The sequence below is a fragment of the Demequina lignilytica genome (assembly GCF_030418305.1).
Classification (GTDB): Bacteria; Actinomycetota; Actinomycetes; order Actinomycetales; family Demequinaceae; genus Demequina; species Demequina lignilytica.
Window position 1 is genome coordinate 93,626 of record NZ_JAUHPX010000005.1, and the last position, 18,452, is coordinate 112,077.

Annotated in this window: 16 protein-coding genes; 3 read left to right on the forward strand and 13 right to left on the reverse strand. The window is 71.8% G+C overall.

The genetic code is table 11. From position 1 onward, the window contains the following. Nucleotides 1-97 precede the first annotated feature (97 nt). The 3 genes from QQX10_RS09215 to QQX10_RS09225 all read right to left on the reverse strand — a co-directional run bounded on the left by QQX10_RS09215 (nucleotide 98) and on the right by QQX10_RS09225 (nucleotide 5,489). Nucleotides 98-1,411 carry an extracellular solute-binding protein gene (locus QQX10_RS09215; protein ID WP_301119757.1) on the reverse strand — a complete coding sequence of 438 codons (1,314 nt, stop codon included), beginning with the start codon at nucleotides 1,409-1,411 and terminating at the stop codon, nucleotides 98-100. A gap of 56 nt (nucleotides 1,412-1,467) precedes the next feature. Continuing rightward, complete coding sequence (locus QQX10_RS09220; RefSeq protein WP_301119755.1) at nucleotides 1,468-2,643, reverse strand: ROK family transcriptional regulator; 1,176 nt, start codon at nucleotides 2,641-2,643, stop codon at nucleotides 1,468-1,470. A gap of 203 nt (nucleotides 2,644-2,846) precedes the next feature. After that, on the reverse strand, nucleotides 2,847-5,489 hold the full coding sequence (locus tag QQX10_RS09225; protein ID WP_301119753.1) for a glycosyltransferase: 2,643 nt from the start codon (nucleotides 5,487-5,489) through the stop codon (nucleotides 2,847-2,849). A 170-nt stretch (nucleotides 5,490-5,659) separates the two neighbouring features. On the opposite strand from QQX10_RS09225, the gene QQX10_RS09230 reads away from it, so the two are divergent. Next, entirely contained in the window at nucleotides 5,660-6,352 is a 693-nt protein-coding gene (locus QQX10_RS09230) for a sulfotransferase family 2 domain-containing protein (RefSeq protein ID WP_301119750.1), read from the forward strand. Nucleotides 6,353-6,374: 22 nt separating this feature from the next. Here the strand turns inward: QQX10_RS09230 and QQX10_RS09235 are convergent, their stop codons facing one another. Together QQX10_RS09235 and QQX10_RS09240 are read right to left on the reverse strand one after the other, a co-directional pair. Continuing rightward, complete coding sequence (locus tag QQX10_RS09235; RefSeq protein ID WP_301119748.1) at nucleotides 6,375-7,364, reverse strand: malate dehydrogenase; 990 nt, start codon at nucleotides 7,362-7,364, stop codon at nucleotides 6,375-6,377. 93 nt (nucleotides 7,365-7,457) lie between these two features. Next, nucleotides 7,458-8,675, reverse strand: coding sequence for an NADP-dependent isocitrate dehydrogenase (locus tag QQX10_RS09240; RefSeq protein ID WP_301119746.1), 1,218 nt, complete (start codon nucleotides 8,673-8,675; stop codon nucleotides 7,458-7,460). 159 nt (nucleotides 8,676-8,834) lie between these two features. On the opposite strand from QQX10_RS09240, the gene QQX10_RS09245 reads away from it, so the two are divergent. Next, nucleotides 8,835-9,683 (forward strand): aquaporin, encoded by an 849-nt coding sequence (locus QQX10_RS09245; RefSeq protein ID WP_301119744.1) that lies wholly within the window; start codon nucleotides 8,835-8,837, stop codon nucleotides 9,681-9,683. A 144-nt stretch (nucleotides 9,684-9,827) separates the two neighbouring features. Here QQX10_RS09245 and QQX10_RS09250 read toward each other — a convergent pair whose 3' ends face one another. The 3 genes from QQX10_RS09250 to purN are packed head-to-tail and all read right to left on the reverse strand — an operon-like array spanning nucleotide 9,828 to nucleotide 12,294. After that, nucleotides 9,828-10,088, reverse strand: coding sequence for a DUF3017 domain-containing protein (locus QQX10_RS09250; protein ID WP_301119742.1), 261 nt, complete (start codon nucleotides 10,086-10,088; stop codon nucleotides 9,828-9,830). A gap of 8 nt (nucleotides 10,089-10,096) precedes the next feature. Then, nucleotides 10,097-11,653, reverse strand: coding sequence for a bifunctional phosphoribosylaminoimidazolecarboxamide formyltransferase/IMP cyclohydrolase (purH, locus tag QQX10_RS09255; protein WP_301119740.1), 1,557 nt, complete (start codon nucleotides 11,651-11,653; stop codon nucleotides 10,097-10,099). Further along, nucleotides 11,650-12,294 carry a phosphoribosylglycinamide formyltransferase gene (purN, locus tag QQX10_RS09260; RefSeq protein WP_301119732.1) on the reverse strand — a complete coding sequence of 215 codons (645 nt, stop codon included), beginning with the start codon at nucleotides 12,292-12,294 and terminating at the stop codon, nucleotides 11,650-11,652. The genes purH and purN overlap by 4 nt, the downstream gene beginning before the upstream one ends. Nucleotides 12,295-12,343: 49 nt before the next feature. On the opposite strand from purN, the gene QQX10_RS09265 reads away from it, so the two are divergent. Beyond that, nucleotides 12,344-12,757, forward strand: coding sequence for a hypothetical protein (locus QQX10_RS09265; protein ID WP_301119730.1), 414 nt, complete (start codon nucleotides 12,344-12,346; stop codon nucleotides 12,755-12,757). Here QQX10_RS09265 and QQX10_RS09270 read toward each other — a convergent pair. The 5 genes from QQX10_RS09270 to QQX10_RS09290 all read right to left on the reverse strand — a co-directional run bounded on the left by QQX10_RS09270 (nucleotide 12,744) and on the right by QQX10_RS09290 (nucleotide 18,371). Then, nucleotides 12,744-13,970 (reverse strand): cell division protein PerM, encoded by a 1,227-nt coding sequence (locus QQX10_RS09270; protein WP_301119727.1) that lies wholly within the window; start codon nucleotides 13,968-13,970, stop codon nucleotides 12,744-12,746. The two genes, QQX10_RS09265 and QQX10_RS09270, sit on opposite strands and share 14 nt — an antisense overlap. A 182-nt stretch (nucleotides 13,971-14,152) precedes the next feature. Then, nucleotides 14,153-15,034: a succinate--CoA ligase subunit alpha gene (sucD, locus tag QQX10_RS09275; protein WP_301119725.1), complete on the reverse strand. Its 882-nt coding sequence runs from the start codon at nucleotides 15,032-15,034 to the stop codon at nucleotides 14,153-14,155. An 11-nt stretch (nucleotides 15,035-15,045) separates the two neighbouring features. Beyond that, nucleotides 15,046-16,218 (reverse strand): ADP-forming succinate--CoA ligase subunit beta, encoded by a 1,173-nt coding sequence (gene sucC / locus QQX10_RS09280; protein WP_301119723.1) that lies wholly within the window; start codon nucleotides 16,216-16,218, stop codon nucleotides 15,046-15,048. A gap of 153 nt (nucleotides 16,219-16,371) precedes the next feature. Then, nucleotides 16,372-17,019 carry a response regulator transcription factor gene (locus QQX10_RS09285; protein ID WP_301119721.1) on the reverse strand — a complete coding sequence of 216 codons (648 nt, stop codon included), beginning with the start codon at nucleotides 17,017-17,019 and terminating at the stop codon, nucleotides 16,372-16,374. After that, a complete protein-coding gene (locus QQX10_RS09290; RefSeq protein ID WP_301119720.1) occupies nucleotides 17,016-18,371 on the reverse strand; it encodes a sensor histidine kinase in 1,356 nt (451 codons plus the stop codon). The genes QQX10_RS09285 and QQX10_RS09290 overlap by 4 nt, the downstream gene beginning before the upstream one ends. Nucleotides 18,372-18,452: the final 81 nt, after the last annotated feature.

Consider the following 18,452-nt stretch of genomic DNA (forward strand, 5'->3'; position numbering starts at 1 on the left):
GGGAGTCTCCCCCATGGGCAGGCCCGGGCGCTCGGGGGGATGAGCGCCCGGGCCTGCGTGCGGGGTCAGGACCCCGGGTGATGTGGTGACGGGAGGATCAGCCGTTGATGAGGGCGTTGATCTTCTCGTCGTACTCGGCGGCGAGCGTCGCGACGTCGCCACCCTCCGCCACGGCCTGGAAGTACTGCTCCATCAGCGTGGCGTTCTCGACGGCCGCCCAGCCCGGCGCCGCCGGGGTCAGCTTCGAGCTCGACGCCGCCTCGAAGGCCAGCGCGTTCATCGGGCTCTGGGAGGTGTACGCGTCGGCGTAGTCGAGGTTGCCGGGACCCATGCCCGCCTCGGCCAGCATGCCCTGGTAGTCCGCGGAGAACAGGATGCGCATGAGCTCCTTGGCGCCCTCGGGGTGCGTGGTGGTCGCCGAGATGGCGATGTTCGAGCCACCGGCGAAGACCGGGGCCGCGCCGCCGTCGACGCCGGGCAGCACGAACGCGCCGAACTTCTCGTCGTTCCAGGTCACCGTGTCGTCGTCGGCGATGTCGCCGAGGCAGCAGGCGGCCCAGCTCGGCGCGAGCGTGGTCGCGGCGGGGATGCCGGGGAGGAACTCGTCGTTGATCGCGAGGTACGAGTTCGCGTCGGTGTCGGTCGCGGTGGCCACCGACGACTCGACGAACAGCTCCTGCCACATCTCCATGCCGGCGACCGACTCGGGCGAGGACAGCGACGCGGTCCACGCGGAGCCGTCGAACGTCGCGATGTCGCCGCCGTTCGCGAAGATCCACGCGATGCCCGAGCGCCAGTCCTGACCCGGGGTGTAGGAGCCGCCGACGCCGGCGTCCTTGAGCGCCTTGTTGACCTCGGTGAACTCGGCGAGGGTGGTCGGGACCTCCTGGCCGCCCGCAGCGTAGATGTCCTTGCGGTAGAACGCGAGGCGCGAGCCGAAGTAGTACGGGAGGGCGTAGGCGGTGTCGCCGACCGAGCCCGCCTCGACGAAGCCCTGGAGCAGCGAGTCGCCGCCCAGCTCGTCGTACATGTCGGAGATGTCCATGAACGCGCCCACCGTGGTGAAGGTCGCGGCCTGGGTGTTGCCGATCTCCGTGACGTCGGGCGTGTTCGCCGAGTCGGGCAGCGCGGTGGTGAGCGACGCGATCGCATCGCCCCAGCCGATCTGCTCGACGGTGAGGGTGCCGCCGTTCTGGTCCGCGTAGGTGGTCTTCAGGTAGTCGATCAGGTCGTCGGGGGTGTCCGTGCCCATCAGCCACAGGGTGATGTCCTCGGCGCCCGCACCCGTGGCGGAGCCGCCGGTGGTGGGCTCCGCCGAGGAGGCGGTCTCGTCGCCGGACGACGAACAGCCCGCGAGGGCGAGTGCGCCGGCAGTCGCGAACGCGACCATCCCGAGCATCGTCTTCTTCATTGCCAGTTCCTTTTCTGTGTGGGGTGCTGGGCCGGGGCCGCAGCGGGTTCCGGGGCCTACGAGACCCCGAGCTGTCCGGTGAGGACCATGACCGCGGCGCCGAGCACGACGATGTCGCGTCCCAGCGTGGTCATCCGCACCGTGGGACCCCCGTGGGAGTCGGCCATGGTGCGGGCACGGATGGTGTCGGCGGTCGCCGCGAGCAGCGTCCCGTCGAGCGTGTCGAGGGGTCCCGACAGGACCACCTCGGCAAGGTTGAGCGCGCCCACCACGGGCGCGAGGGCGATGCCGAGCCGCTCCCCCGCCGCGGCGAGCGCGACGGCGCGGGCCGCATCGTCCGCCACGCCCTCGAGACGCGACTGGAGGCGCGGGATCGCGAGCCAGGTCTCGAGGCAGCCCACCTTGCCGCATGCGCACAGCTCGCCGCCGTCGGTGCCGACCACCACGTGGCCGAGCTCGCCCGCCGCCGAGTGCGCGCCCTGCACCAGGGTGCCGCCGACGATCAGGCCGGAGCCGACTCCGCGGCCGACGCGGACCAGGATCGAGTCGTCCTGCACGCCGCCGAACGTGCGCTCGGCGAGCGCGGCGGCGTTCGCGTCGTTCGCGACCGTGACGGGCAGGCCGCTGCGCTCGGCGAGGATCGTCTGCAGGGGGAGGTCGGACCAGCCGAGGTTGGGGGCGGAGAGGACGGTGCCGCCCTGGTCGACGATGCCGGGGCTCCCGACGCCGACGCCGAGGATCGCGGCGGGGGCGCGGTCGGCCAGGCGGGCGAGGAGCTGGGCGACCGCGTCGACCGCCGCGTCGCCGGTGACGCCGGGAACGCTCAGCTGGTCGCGCACCAGCACCACGCCGTCGAGGTCGGTGACCACGCCGCGGAACAGGCTGTCGTACGACAGGTCGAGCGCGACGATCGAGAAGCCGGAGCGGTTGATGTCGAGCAGGGTCGCGGGCTTGCCGGGACGGGAGTCGGCGCGCTGGCCGAGCTCGACGACCAGGCCCTCCTCGATGAGGTCCGCGACCAGGTCGGAGATGGTGACGCGGGTGAGACCCACGGCGCGGGCGAGGTCCGCGCGGCTGAGGTTGCCCGGGCGGTACAGCTCCTGGAGCACGAGGGCCCGGTTGTGGCTGCGGGCGCGCTCCGGCGTCAGCCGCGCGTCCTGGCGAGCGACGGAGGCGAACCGTCGCTGGCGGGCGGGCGACGGCTGCGTCGCGGGGGTGACCTCAGGAGCCATGTTTGTTAGTAAAGAGTACTAACAATCAAAAGACAAGACCTGAACGGCAACTTTCGGGATCGTTACCGCTCCGTGACCTAGGGCCCAGGTCGACGCGATCCGGCGTCCGCACCGCCAGGAGCGAGGCCCGCGACCTCAAGCGTCGACCGGACGCCCCTGGCGCGCGCACGATCCTGGGGGCGACAGCCGAGCCGCTCGGTGCCCTACGCGGAGGTCGGCTCGAAACGGTCGGCGACGAACTCCCACATGCCGGTCGCGGAGTAGAACTCTCGCAGGCACTGCCGGTTGTAGCTGTCGTAGTCGAACGGCGCCGACGGGACCTTCCCCTCGAGGTAGGCCAGCATCCCCTCGGCGAGCGCGCTCGCGTCCTGGTCGACGATCAGGCCAAAGCTCGAATCGACGGCGGAGTCGGCGGACGAGAATCGCGTCGTCACCACCGGCAGCCCGAGGACTCGCGCCTCGAGGATCACCATCGGCTGCCCCTCGTGGTCGGAGCTCATCGTGAGGCAGCCCGCGTTGGCGATGTAGGCGAACGGGTTGGACGTATGCCCGACCATGTCGACGTGCCCGACGAGGCCGAGCCCGCGCACGAGTCCGCGAATCGTGTTGCGGAGCGGGCCGTCGCCGACGATCACCAGGCGGCTGTCAGGATGCCGGGCGACGACGATCGAGAAGGCCTCGAGCAGACGGGCGTGGTTCTTCTCCGTGCTCAGCCTCCCGACCGACACGAACACCTTGCGCCGGTCGACTGGCGCGAGCGCTCGCTCCCGGGCCGCAAGGACCCGACGGGGAAGGCCCGCGGCGCTCGACGCCTCGACCTCCGCCCTCACGGCGTCCGGACCCGCTCCGGCGAGGATGCGCTGCGCATCGATCACGTTGTGGGCTGCGAGGAACCGCCGCCGGGTCGCCGGCGTCCCGAGCGACTCCCTGTTCACCTCCGCGAGAGCGTCGGAGACGGAGACCAGGCTGTCGTAGTGCGGATAGAGGCTGATCGTCTGCGCGAGGCTCACGTAGTGAGGCTGCTTTCCCAGCACGGTCCTGAGCTGATCCGCTGCGATGTCGTTGTGCAACCAGATGCTGGTGCGGCCGCCCGGCGCGCCGAGCATCAGTCCGGCGTGGCGCGGCGAGTACCCCGAGAAGTCGACCACGGCGTCGAACTGGGCGTCTCCGAAGATGCGCCGCCACTCGGCCGAGAATGCGCGTGTGACGCGCGCGCGCCTCGGCGGCGAGCCGAACGGGACCACGCGACGGCGGAGGCGGCGCAGCGGCACGCGGTACGGCTCCTCCGCCACCCCGTCGAAGGTGAACACGATCCTGGCTCGAGGATCGATCCCGCGGATCAGCTCCTCCTGGCTCTCGCCCTTGGGCCACGGCACGTTGACCGTGATGTCGAAGGTGTCGTAGTCGAGGTTGCGGACCAGGTTGAGAGCCGACGCGGTGATCCCGTTGGGCAGCATCCCCCCGAGGTGGATCATCATGCGCGGCTTCGTTCGTCCGGCGGTGACCAACGCGCCCACGTCGAGCCGCTTCGCTCCCCCGAACACCACATCGACCACACGGGACGAGGCGTCGCCGTCCTCGTAGGGAGCGAACCGGTCCGCGAAGTCCTCGAGGCCGGGGGCCAGCGCGGGCTCGGTGACTGCGTCACGCACCGCGCCGGCAAGATCCTCGAGCGTCGACACCGTGCTTCCGGGAAGCGACTCGACCGGGAGGTAGGTGCCACGCCCACGCTGGTAGTCGTCCGAGTCGGGCACGAAGAAGACGAGCGGGCGGCGAAGCGGAAGGTAGTCGAAGAAGATGGACGAGTAGTCCGTCACGAGGACGTCGGCGGCGGCGAGGGCGCCGGCTGTCGGCGCATCGTTGCCCACCAGACGTCCGACCAGGTCGGGGAGCGCCGCGACGCCGTCCGCGACCTGCGGGTGCACCTTGAGCATGACGAAGAAGTCGTCACCGAGGAGCTCCTGCAGCTCGAGCACCGTGTCCGCGACCTCCTCCGCGTCGTCCTGCGGCGAGCTGAACGACGCGCCTCGCCACGTCGGCGCGAAGAGCACGGTCGTCGGACCATCGGGACACGCGACTCCGAACTGCTCCAGCCACTCCCGCGCCGACCGCCTGTCGTCGGCCATGCGCAGCGACCGGTCGACCCGCGGGTAGCCGGTCTCGATGATCGTTCCGGTGAACACGCCGTCGAGGCGATAGGCGTCGAGGTACATGCGGCGGGTCGTGTGCTCGTTCGGCGAGACCAGGTAGTCCGCCATGAGGAAGTTCCGCAAGGTGTTGGCGGACTGGAGCGCACCGTCCGGCATGTCGTAGCCCATGTGCTTGAGCGGCGTGCCGTGCCAGGTGTTCACATAGACCTGACCGGGCCGCTTGGAGAAGTGCGTCGGCCACGTCGAGTTATTGACCAGGTAGCGCGAGCGGTACATCTCACGGATGTACTCCCAGGAGCCGTAACGGACGAACCGCACCCGCGGGTCGGACGCGAACTCCTGCTGGACGCCACGTGCGGTCCGCCCGTTCTTCAGCACCCACACGTGCGACAGTCGGCCGTACGCCGGGTCCGCGTGCAGCGTCCGGAAGATCGCCTCCGGGTTGCAGAGCACGCCGGCCCCGTAGTTGCTCTCGTAGATCACCTGGTCGCGCAGCGGCAGCGACCGGAGCTTCGCCCGGACCTGAGCCCGGCGACGCGCCCTGCGCGTGGCGCGTCTCGGCCGCTCGATCAACCAGTCCCGGCGGGCCCGGCGCTTGGCCTCGGACAGCTGGGTGCGCGTGCTCGCGGGCAGCCGGTGGAGAAGGCGCCGGAGGAGGCTGGGAGTGGATCTGATCCGCTGCAGGCCGAAGGACATGCGGGCAAGTCTACGGAATCCGGATACCCCGGCGGTCGGCTCACGGGGACTCCCCGACGCCGGTGACGCGCGTCGGAGACGGCTAGAGTGGACGCGTCCGCCGGCGCCGACCTGAGCCGTGCGACCTATCCCCATCGCCGGCGGCGGTTCCCGCCGAGAGAGGTCAGGACATGCCACTGCTGCGCAAGGATGGAGCTGGGATCTTCTTCGTCCACATCCCGAAGAACGGCGGCGGTTCCGTCGAGGACGCGTTCCGCAGCTCCGGCTGGAGCGTGGGGATGCTCGACGGCAACATGCGCCGCGGCTCGGTGAACTACTACCGCCGCACCACGCCCCAGCACATCGAGGCCGCGGTGATCGAGGCGACCTTCCGACTCGATCGCTTCGACGCCGTCTTCACCTTCGTGCGCGACCCGCTGTCCCGCATGGTCTCCGAGTACATCTGGCGCAACCGGAGCGCCGACGAGATCGACCCCGGCGCCAAGGCCTTCGAGGGCTGGCTCCGCTCCGCCATCGAGGGCGCCCACGCCAACCCGTACATCTTCGACAACCACATGCGTCCCCAGCACGAGTTCATCGTCCGGGCGTCGCGCGTCTACCGGCTTGAGGACGGCGTCGAGGCGGGTCTCGCCGATCTCGCGGGCCTGACCGGTCTCGAGCTGCCGACCGAGATCCCCCAGGCGCACGCGGGCTCCGACGTCGGAGGCGTCCGCAGCTCCGACATCGAGGTCAACGACTCCGCGCGCAAGCTCGTGGCCGACTACTTCGCCGAGGACTATCGGATGTTCGGCTACGAGCGGCCCGACGCTGCGCCTGGCGCGGCCCGCTCGGGTTTCTTCGCGCCGCGGTCGCGGGCGCGCTGACGCCCGCGACCCGCACGCTCCGCTAGATCAGCCCGAGCTCCTTGACGGCGTCGCGCTCCTCGGTCAGCTCGCCCACGGACACATCGATCCCCGCCTGAGCGGTCTCGGAGACGGACAGGCCCTGCACGATCTCCCACGCGCCTCCCGTCGACACCGCGGGGAAGCCGGAGATGAGGCCCTCGGGCACGCCGTACGAGCCGTCGGACACCATGCCGACCGACGTCCACTCGCCCGCGGGCGTCCCGAGCACCCAGTCGCGCACGTGGTCGATGGCCGCGTTGGCGGCGGAGGCGGCTGACGAGGCGCCGCGGGCGTCGATGATCGCCGCGCCGCGCTTGGCGACGGTCGGGATGAAGGTGTCCGTGACCCACGCGTCGTCGCCGATCACCTCGGGGGCCGGGCGGCCGCCGATGGTCGCGTGCGCCACGTCCGGATACTGCTTCGCGGAGTGGTTGCCCCAGATGGTGACGTTCGTGACGTCGGCCACGCCCGTGCCGGTCTTCTGCGCCAGCTGCGCGAGCGCGCGGTTGTGGTCGAGCCGCATCATCGCGGTGAAGCGCTCGGTCGGCACGTCGGGGGCGCTCGACGCGGCGATCAGCGCGTTCGTGTTCGCCGGGTTGCCCACGACGAGCACGCGCACGTCGTCCGCCGCGCCCGCGTTGATGGCCGCCCCCTGCGGGCCGAAGATCCCGCCGTTGGCCGCCAGCAGGTCACCGCGCTCCATGCCCGGGCCGCGCGGGCGCGCGCCCACGAGCAGCGCCACGTTGACGCCGTCGAACGCGGCCGTCGCATCGTCGAAGATGTCCACGCCGTCGAGCAGCGGGAAGGCGCAGTCGTCGAGCTCCATCGCGGTGCCCTCGGCGGCCTTCACGGCCTGCGGGATCTCCAGGAGGCGCAGGCGGACCGGGGTGTCCGGCCCGAGCATCGCACCCGAGGCGATGCGGAACAGGAGGGCGTAGCCGATCTGGCCTGCCGCTCCGGTGACGGTGACATTGACAGGGGTGGTGCTCACGTCGTCGTGACTCCTTGCGTCGGGGATGAGGTGGGACGATGCGCCGCCTCGGTGGTGGACGATGCGCCGGCGGCGGGCGCATCGTCCCGCCTGCTAGGCCAGGCGCGCCGAGAGGTTCGCGTCGAGCGTCGCGAGGAACTCCTCGGTGGTCTGCCACTCCTGATCGGGGCCGACCAGCAGGGCGAGGTCCTTGGTCATCGCGCCGCCCTCGACGGACTTCACGATCACGTCCTCGAGGGTCTCGGCGAAGCCGATCACCTCGGGGGTGCCGTCCAGCTTGCCGCGGTGCTTGAGGCCGCCGGTCCACGCGAAGATCGAGGCGATCGGGTTGGTGGAGGTGGGCTTGCCCTGCTGGTGCTGGCGGAAGTGGCGGGTCACGGTGCCGTGCGCGGCCTCGGCCTCGACGGTCTTCCCGTCCGGCGTCATCAGCACCGAGGTCATCAGGCCCAGCGAGCCGAAGCCCTGCGCGACGGTGTCGGACTGGACGTCGCCGTCGTAGTTCTTGCAGGCCCAGACGTAGCCGCCCTCCCACTTCATCGCCGCCGCGACCATGTCGTCGATCAGGCGGTGCTCGTAGGTGATCCCGGCCGCGTCGAACTGCGCCTTGTACTCCTTCTCGAACACGTCCGCGAAGATGTCCTTGAACTGGCCGTCGTAGGCCTTGAGGATCGTGTTCTTGGTCGACAGGTACACCGGGTAGCCGCGCTGCAGGCCGTACGCGAAGGAGGCGCGCGCGAAGTCCTCGATGGACTTGTTGAAGTTGTACATGCCCATCGCGACGCCGCCGTCCGCACCGTAGTTGGCGACCACGTGCTCGATCGGCTCCGAGCCGTCCTCGGGGGTGAAGGTCACGGTGAGCTTGCCGGCGCCGGGCACCTTGAAGTTCGTGGCCTTGTACTGGTCGCCGTGCGCGTGACGGCCGATGACGATCGGCTTGGTCCAGCCGGGCACCAGGCGGGGGATGTTCGAGATGATGATCGGCTCGCGGAACACCACGCCGCCGAGGATGTTGCGGATGGTGCCGTTGGGGCTGACGTACATGCGCTTGAGGCCGAACTCCTCGACCCGCGCCTCGTCCGGCGTGATGGTCGCGCACTTCACGCCGACGCCGTGGTTCTTGATGGCGTTGGCCGCGTCGATGGTGATCTGGTCGTCGGTCGCGTCGCGCGACTCGATGCCGAGGTCGTAGTACTCGAGGTCCACGTCGAGGTAGGGGTGGATCAGGCGGTCCTTGATGAACTGCCAGATGATCCGCGTCATCTCGTCGCCATCGAGCTCGACGACCTTGCCTTCGACCTTGATCTTCGCCATGCGCTGTCCTCACAACCTAGATGCGGTGCTCCTTAGGCTAGTCCACCGCGGGAGGACCAAGGTCCCCGATCCCGCGGGTCGCCGAGCGACCCGCGCGACGTCGTGCCACGATGCGACTGGTGCGCATCGTCCGGATGCGCCGGAGCCCTGGGAGGACCCATGAGCAACGCGCCCATCGACGACGACGACACGATCTTCCACGAGGACCTCGACCTGGCCGCTCCCGAGGTGGAGCCCGCCGGCCCGAGCCTCGTCACCCGCATGGTGCTCGAGGCTCTCGGCACGTTCCTGCTCGTCACGCTGTCGCTGGGGGTGGCGCTGTTCACCTCGGCGTTCTCCGAGACCCGCATCACGGTGGGCGCGGCGTTCGGCTTCTCGCTGTGGGTGATCATCGTCGCGATCGGGCGCACCACGGGCGGCCACGTGAACCCGGCGGTGACCCTGGCCGCCTGGATCGCCGGCCGCTTCCCCGGCCGCGACGTCGCCCCGTACATCCTGGCCCAGGTGGTGGGCGCCTCCGCGGGCGGCGCGACCCTGTGGGCCCTCATCTCCGCGAACCCGAACGTCTCCGACGGGCGCGCGCTGATGGACACCGTCGCGATCGGCTACGGCGAGCACTCCCCGACCCAGTTCGGCCTCGGGGCCGGGCTCATCGCCGAGGTGCTCGGCACCGCGGTGTTCGTGGGTGTGATCCTCGCCGCGACCTCCGCGCGCTCGACCAAGAACCTGGCGCCGGTCAGCATCGGCATCGCGCTGTTCCTCATGATCATGTGGACCATCCCGTTCACGAACGCCGCGCTCAACCCCGCGCGCGCGAGCGGGATCGCGCTGTTCTCCGACACCTGGGCGCTGACCCAGCTGTGGGCCTGGTGGCTCGGGCCGCTGGTGGGGGCCGCGATCGTGGGCCTGCTGTTCCGCGCCTTCGGCCCCGAGGAGGACCTGCTGAGCCACCAGCAGGCGATGGTGGTCGAGGAGATCGAGGTCGTGGAGATCATCGAGGAGCGCTGACGCGGCGGCCACCCCAGGGCGACCCTGGTTCGCCGAAATGGAGAACGGGTGCCCGAAACCGAGAGGTTTCGGGCACCCGTTCTCCATCTCGGAGCCCGGCGCGCGCGGCGCGGGACGATGCCCGGGCCGGGCCGCCGTGCCGGTTCAGGCGAGCGGCGTGGTGAACCCGAGGAAGGCGAGCCCGATCGCGAGGAACGCCAGCACGGCGACGTCGATCGCGCGCCGCCGCACCGCGAACGCGCGCCCCATCGGGGTCACGACCCGCGCGACGGCACCGGCGGCGGCGAAGGCCGCGAGCGCCAGCACCGCGAGGTCGACACCGATCACCAGCCCCGACAGCGCGATGAGCACGCACGCGACCGCCGCCGTCACGGCGACGCGCACGGGGGCGAGCGGCTCGGACATCGCGGCTCCTAGTGGAAGAAGTGCCTGGTACCGGTGTGGTACAGCGTGATCCCCGCAGCCTCGGCGGCGGCGATGACCTCGGCATCCCGGACCGATCCGCCCGGCGAGGCGACCGCGCGGACACCGCCGTCGATGAGCACCTGCAGGCCGTCGGCGAAGGGGAAGAACGCGTCGGAGGCGGCCACCGCGCCCGTCGCGCGCTCCTCGCCCGCGCGGCTCACCGCGAGCCGGCACGAGTCGACGCGGTTGACCTGCCCCATGCCGATGCCGACGGCCGCGCCGTCCTTGGCCAGCAGGATCGCGTTCGACTTGACCGCTCGGCAGGCCCGCCACGCGAACTCGAGGTCCGCGAGCGTGGCCTCGTCGGCGGCGGGGCCCGCGACGTGCTGCCACGTCGAGGCCGGGTCGCCCGGCGCGTCGATCGCGTCGGCCGCCTGCACCAGCAGGCCGCCGCTCACGCGCCGCCACTCGGCCACGAGCGGGACGGGATCGATCTCGAGGATCCGCAGGTTCTTCTTCTTGGCGAGGATCTCGACGGCCTCGTCCTCGTACGACGGCGCGACCACGACCTCCGTGAAGATCTCGGCGATCTGGCGCGCGGCATCGGCCGTCAGGGTGCGGTTCGCGGCGATCACTCCCCCGAACGCGCTGACCGGGTCGGTCGCGTGCGCCTTCGCGTGCGCCTCGGCGATCGACTCCCCCACCGCGATGCCGCACGGGTTCGCGTGCTTGATCACGGCGACCGCGGCGCCGTCGTGGTCGTAGGCGGCACGCACGGCCGCATCGGCGTCCACGTAGTTGTTGAACGACATCTCCTTGCCGTGGAGCTGGCGCGCGCCCGCGATGCCCGCGCCGGAGCCGTCGGCGTAGAGCGCCGCGCTCTGGTGCGGGTTCTCGCCGTAGCGCAGGGCGGCCTGGCGGGTGAACGATGCGCCGATCCAGCCGGGCAGGCCCGTCCCCGCATCGTCCGGCGCCTGGGTGCTGCCCAGCCAGGACGCGACCTGGACGTCGTACTCGGCGGTGTGGCGGAAGGCCTTGACCGCGAGCTCGGTGCGCTCGGCGAGGGTGAACCCGCCGTGGCCGACCGAGTTCGCCACGTGCTCGTAGTCCTCGGGATCGACCACCACGGCGACGCTCGCGTGGTTCTTGGCGGCGCCGCGCACCATGGACGGCCCGCCGATGTCGATCTGCTCGACGATCGCGTCGGGCTCGGCCCCGGAGGCGACGGTCGCGGCGAACGGGTAGAGGTTCACCACCACCAGGTCGAAGGCCTCGATGCCGAGCTCGGCGAGCTGGGCGACGTGAGAGTCGAGCCGACGGTCGGCGAGGATGCCGGCGTGGACGTTCGGGTGGAGCGTCTTGACGCGGCCGTCGAGGCACTCGGGGAAGCCGGTGAGCTCCTCGACGGGGGTGACATCCACGCCCGCCGCCGCGATGCGCTGCGCGGTCGAGCCGGTGGAGACGATCTGGACGCCCTCGTGGGCGAGCGCGGTCGCGAGCTCATCGATGCCGGTCTTGTCGTACACGGAGATGAGGGCGCGCCGCACGGGCTGACGCTCGGTCATGAGTCCTCCTGGGACGTGGGGGTTCCGATGCGGACGGTGCGTCCGCTCACAGTCCAGCCCTCGCGGGCCATGCGCCCGACGGTGTCAGCCACCAGTCGGCGCTCGACGGTCTTGATGCGCTCGTGCAGCGTGGCCTCGTCGTCGTCGGCGGCGACCTCGACGGGTGCCTGCGCGACGATCGGCCCGGTGTCGACCCCGGCGTCGACGATGATCACGGTGCAGCCCGTGACCTTCGCGCCGCCGGCGAGCGCGTCGCGGACCGCGTGGGCGCCCGGGTATGCCGGCAGGAGCGCGGGATGCGTGTTCACCATCCGGCCGCCGAACCGCTCGAGGCTCGGGGCGCCGACGATCCGCATGAAGCCGGCGAGCAGCACCAGGTCCGGGTCGAACGAGCCGATCGCGCGGGCGAGAGCCTGGTCCCACGTCGCACGATCGGGGAAGTCCGCCATCTTCACCACGGCGGTCGCAAGCCCCGCGGCGTGCGCGATCTCCAGCGCACCCGCATCGTCCTGATCCGTGATGACGGCGACCACACGCGCGCCGTAGGCCTCGTCCGCGGCCGCCTCGAGCACGGCGCGCAGGGTGGATCCGGCACCGGAGGCGAGCACCACGACTCGTCGGGGCCGGGTCGGGTTTGTCACAGGCCGAGCCTATCGGCATGCTGGTTCCCACCACGACCCGAGGAGACCGATGCCGGACCGCAGCCCCGCCGCCCCACCCGAGGTGGGAAAGGGCGCCCGTCGGGCGGTCCGTTGGAGCCTCGGGCTGCTCGCGGTGACGATGCTCGTCCTGCTCCTCGGACCCACCTGGGCGCTGGCGACGCTGCTGCTCGCCCCCGCCACCGCGGCGGCCATGGTGGTCGCCCTGGTGATGCTCCGCAGCACCCGGCTGGTGGGGCTCAAGGTGATGCTCGCGATCGGGATCGGGGTGTCCGCGATCGCGCTGCTGTACGGGGTGGTGCTGCTCGTGTTCCACGGACCCGTCGACGCGTACACGGAGTGCCAGGCGCGAGCGATCACGCATCAGGCGCAGCGCCAGTGCGAGCAGGACTACGAGGACGCGATCGTCTCGCTGATGGAGCGGTTCGGCCTCACGACGCCGTAGTGCCGGCCCTCGCCGGCTCGTGCACCACCGGAGCCGGGGCTCCGGTGCGTGCGCGGACCCACCGCCACAGCAGCATCGTCCCCCAGACCGCGGCGTAGCCGAGCGCGGTGAGCGATGTTCCCAGGATCACGACGGGCACGGGCTCCGCTCCCGCGACGTCGAGCGGAGGGGCGCCGAGCGACCCGCGCGACAGCACGGTCACCGCGGTCAGGCCGACGGCGACCGAGGCCAGCGCCACCCCGCCCGCACGCGCCGAGGCCCAGTCGATCCCCAGCCGCCACCGCAGCGCGATCCTCACGATCGCTGCGATCACCACCACGCCGACCGGCGCCCACGCCCACCAGCCGCCGGCGACCGTGGGGAGCGCGCCGAGCAGCGGCACGTCCGGCACCGCGCCCGCGGTGAGCGTGTCGGGCGCGTAGAGCGACCCGGCGCCCACGACGAACCCGGGCCCGATCAGCCACGTCAGCCCCCAGGCGACCATGGTCGGCACGTAGGCGAGCTCGGCGATCGCGAGCGCGCCCGCACCGAGGGGGTCGAGGCCCAGCCCGGTCGCCATCTCCGCGATGCCGACCCGTCCGAGCACCGCGAACGCGGCGGACAGCGCCCCCGCGGCCAGCCACAGCAGCCCGAGCGTGGCGAGGCCGAGCCGCAGTCCCCCGCGCACCTCCCCCGGAAGGCGGTCGAGCAGGTGGAGGCGTGCGCCGTAGGCGCGCCAGATGCCGATCGCGACCGCGGGCGCGGCGATCACCGCGGCCACCGTCGTCGCGCGCGCCACGGAGTCGCCCGTGGTGTCGGTCGCGGCCGTCGCGAGCCCGGCGATGAGCCCCGCGGACGATGCGAAGGACGCGCAGGCCAGCGCCCAGCTGATCCAGGACTTGGTCGCGAAGCGCCGCGCGACACCCGCGAGGATCAGCCCGCTGAGCAGCGGCAGGCCCAGGGGCACGAGGGAGACCGTGACCCCGCCCGCCACCACCGGCACGCCGTGGCCGAGCAGCCACACGTGGGTCGCCACCGTCGAGGCGCCACCCCAGTCGACCGTCGCGGAGCCGTCGAGGCTCGGGGCGCCGGCGATCGCCGCGAGGGCGGGCGCGAGGACCACCAGATAGGACAGCACCGCGCCCTGGACGCCCGTGAGGAGGCCGCCGGCCCAGCCGGGCAACGCGTCGCGCAGCCGCTCGAGGCGCGAGGGGGCGGGTGCGTCGGCGGGCATGGCACCCATGGTCGCGCGCGTCGAGGACGATGCGGCGGACCGCCGCGCGGCGGCGATCCCGCGAAATGGAGGATCGGTGCACAGAACTCGACGGTTCTGTGCACCGATCCGCCATTGCAGCGCAGGGACGCGAACGGGGGCCGGACGCGTGCGCGCCCGGCCCCCGCATCGTCCACCCGTGATCAGGCGGTGAGGATCTCCCGCATCAGGCGAGCGGTCTCGGACGGCGTCTTGCCGACCTTGACGCCGGCGGCCTCGAGGGCCTCCTTCTTCGCCTGCGCCGTGCCGGCGGAGCCCGACACGATGGCGCCGGCGTGGCCCATCGTCTTGCCCTCGGGCGCCTCGAAGCCCGCCACGTAGCCCACGACGGGCTTGGTCACGTTGGCCTTGATGAAGGCCGCCGCCCGCTCCTCGGCGTCGCCGCCGATCTCGCCGATCATGACGATCGCGGCGGTGTCGGGGTCGTTCTCGAAGGCCTCGAGGCAGTCGATGTGGGTGGTGCCCACGATCGGGTCGCCGCCGATGCCGACCGCGGTGGTGAAGCCGATGTCGCGCAGCTCGAAGAGCATCTGGTAGGTCAGGGTGCCGGACTTCGACACCAGGCCGATCTTGCCGGGGCCCGTGATGGTGGCCGGCGTGATGCCCACGTTGGACTGGCCGGGCGTGATGAGGCCCGGGCAGTTCGGGCCGATCAGGCGCGTGCCCTTCGCCTGGGCGTAGGCGAAGAACTCCGCCGTGTCCGCGACCGGGACGCCCTCGGTGATGATCACCACGAGCGGCATGCCGGCGTCGACGGCCTCCATGACGGCGGCCTTGGTGAACGGCGGCGGCACGAACAGCACGGAGACGTCCGCGCCCGTGGCTGCCATCGCCTCGGCGACGGTGCCGAACACCGGCACGGTCACGTCGGCGGGGAACTCGACCTCGGTGCCCGCCTTGCGGGGGTTGACCCCGCCGACGATGGTGGTGCCCGACGCGAGCATGCGCTGCGTGTGCTTCATGCCCTCGGAGCCGGTCATGCCCTGGACGATCACCTTGGACTCTGCGGTGAGGAAGATGGCCATTGCGTTGCTCCTTAGGATGCCGCGGCGGCGAGCTCGGCGGCCTTGGCCGCGGCGCCGTCCATGGTGTCGACGATGGTCACGAGCGGGTGGTTCGCGGCGGCGAGGATCGCGCGCCCCTCCTCGACGGCGTTGCCGTCGAGACGGACCACCAGCGGCTTCGAGGCCTCGTCGCCGAGCGCCTTCAGCGCCCCGACGATGCCGTCGGCGACCGCGACGCACGACGTGATGCCGCCGAACACGTTCACGAACACCGACTTCACCTGCGCGTCGTGGAGGATCACGTCGAGGCCGTTGGCCATCACCTCGGCCGAGGCGCCGCCGCCGATGTCGAGGAAGTTCGCGGGCTTCTGGCCGCCGAACTGCTCGCCCGCGTACGCGACCACGTCCAGGGTGGACATCACGAGGCCCGCGCCGTTGCCGATGATCCCCACGGAGCCGTCGAGCTTCACGTAGTTGAGGTTCATGTGCTTGGCCTTGGCCTCGAGCGGGTTCGCCGCGGCCTTGTCCTCGAGCGCGGCGTGGTCCTCGTGGCGGAACTCGGCGTTCTCGTCGAGGGTGACCTTGCCGTCGAGGGCGATGATCGACCCGTCCTCGGTGCGCACCAGGGGGTTGACCTCGACCAGGGTCGCGTCCTCGTTCTTGTACACGTCCCACAGCCGGGAGATCACGTCGGCGACCGGCGCCTTCAGGTCCTCCGGGAAGCCCGCGACGTCGACGATCTCGGCGGCCTTCGCGGCGTCGATGCCGACCAGCGGGTCCACGGCGACCTTCGCCAGCGCGTCGGGCCGCTCGACCGCGAGCTGCTCGATCTCCATGCCGCCCTCGACCGAGCACATCGCGAGGTAGCGGCGCTCGGCGCGGTCCAGCAGGACGGAGAAGTAGAACTCCTCGGCGATCGCGGCGCCCGCGGCGATCATCACCCGGTGGACGGTGTGACCCTTGATGTCCATGCCGAGGATCGCGGCGGCATGCGCCTCGGCCTCCTCGGGCGAGCGGGCGAGCTTGACGCCGCCGGCCTTGCCTCGCCCTCCGGTCTTGACCTGGGCCTTGACGACGCAGACGCCGCCTCCCAGCTGCTCGGCCGCGGCGCGTGCCTCGGCGGGGGTGGTGGCGACGATGCCAGGGAGCACGGGGACCCCGTGCTTCTCGAACATGTCGCGCGCCTGGTACTCGTACAGGTCCATGCACTGTCCTCACGCGAGAGTGCGCGCCCGCGTCGGCGCGCGTCCGATGGTGCGTAGGTCAGCCTACCCATGACCGGCGACGCTTCGGGACCATGGTCCCGAAAAATGTCGACAAAATTGTCGCCAAAGGTGGGCGACGATGCGGTGGACAGATCAGCCCGCCGTCTCCCCGGGCGCGACGAAGCCGGTCTCGTACGCCGCGATGACCGCCTGCGTGCGGTCGCGCACGCCGAGCTTGGTGAGGATCGAGGCGACATGGGACTTCACCGTCTCGACGGACACGAACATCTCGGAGGCGATCTCGCCGTTGGACAGTCCGCGCGCCAGCGCGCGCAGCACATCCTGCTCGCGATCGGTCAGCTCCGGCAGCGTCCCGCCGGGCTCCCGCGTGGCGAAGCGCTCGATCACGGAGCGGGTCGATGCGGGGAACAGCAGGGACTCCCCCGCGGCGACGACGCGGGCGGCCTCGATGAGCTCGGCGGGCGGCACCCGCTTGAGCACGAACCCCGACGCTCCCGACCGCAGCGCCTCGAAGACGTACTCGTCGACCTCGAAGGTGGTCAGCACCAGGACCGCGACGCCGGGGACCGAGGCGAGGATCCGGCGCGTCGCCTCGAGCCCGTCCATGCCGGGCATCCGGATGTCCATGAGCATGACGTCGGGCCGCGTCTGGGCCGCCAGGGCCACCGCGGCGGCACCGTCGCCCGCCTCACCCACGACCTCCCACCCCGGCTCGGACCCCATGATCGCGCGCAGCCCCATCCGCACCAGCGGGTCGTCGTCCACGATCGCGATCCTCATGGCGCCACCTTGGCACGCAGCCCCGCCCACGGCGACCCGGGCTCGCCGGCCCCGATCTCCGTGCCGAGCGGCAGCAGCGCGCGGACGGCGAAGCCGCCAGCCTCGGGGCCCAGCGCGGCGACGCCGCCCATCAGGCCCACCCGGTCGCGGATGCCGGCGAGGCCACGCCCGCCCGCCGCCCGGTCGCGCGGCGCGGGCACTCCGGCGGCGGGGCCGTTGACCACCGCGATCCCGAGAGCGTCCCCATCCCGCGCGACCAGCACGTCGACCGGCGCGCCCGGCGCGTGCCGCGCGGCGTTGGTGAGCGCCTCCCGGACCACGGCGTACGCGGTCCGGCCCAGGGCGCCGGCGATCCCGTCCGCATCGACGCGGCACGTCACCGTGGCCCCGGCGCGCCTCGACGCGCCCGCCAGCTCCTCGATCTGCTCGACGGAGGGCAGCGGGGCGAGCGGCGCATCGTCGCCACGGATGGTCGCGATGATCCGGTCCAGCTCGCCCATGGCGGCACGCCCGCGCTCCTCGATGTTCTGCAGCGCGCGCCTGGCGAACTCGGGGTCGGAGTCGAACACGTGGGCCCCGGCCCCGGCCTGCACCACGTTCATGGTGATCATGTGGCCGATGCTGTCGTGCAGCTCCTGGTCGATGCGGACCTGGGCCTCCGCCCGCTCCGCGCGAGCGGTGGCCTCACGTGCGGCCGCGCTCACGCGCGGGCCGAGCGCCCAGCGCGCGAGAGCACGGTGGAGGGAGGCGAAGGCGCGCGCCGCGAGCGTCAGCGCGGGCGTGATCAGGAGCGCGAGCGGCAGGGCTGCGTAGCCCCAGCGCCACCCGCCCGCGTCGAGCGCGGCCTCGGCGGTCGCCTCGGTCGAGACGTCGATCCAGCCGACCTCGTAGCCGAGCACCAGCCCGAAGGCCACGACGAGCGACAGCGGCAGCACCACGGCGACCAGGGCGATCGCGAACCCGACCGGGCCGGTGACGATCCGGACGGACACCCACGCGAGGACGCGCCACGCGGCGGCGTCATGAGCGAGCTCGAGCGTGTACCTCGCGGCCCTGGCGCCCGCCGAGACCCGGGCGTCGGAGCGCGGGCGGGCGTCGGGGGGAGGGATGCGCACGCCGAGCAGCCCGTTCACCTGGGCGCGCTCGACCGCCCCGATCCACCGCATCGACACCTGGGTCGCGACGAACACCGCGAAGCCGACCCAGACGATCAGCAGGCTCAGCGACACCGCGTACATGGTGATCGCGTAGACGAACCAGACCACCCCCATCGGCAGTCCGAGCAGCAGGAACCCGAGCTCGCCGGCGGTGCGGGACGAGTAGGGCGCTGCGAGGTACCTCAGGAAGCTCATGTCCTCATCGTGCCTGGTGCAGACCTTCATCACCACGCCCGCACGGCGGATCCCGACTCCCCCGTCCGGGGGATCCCCGAG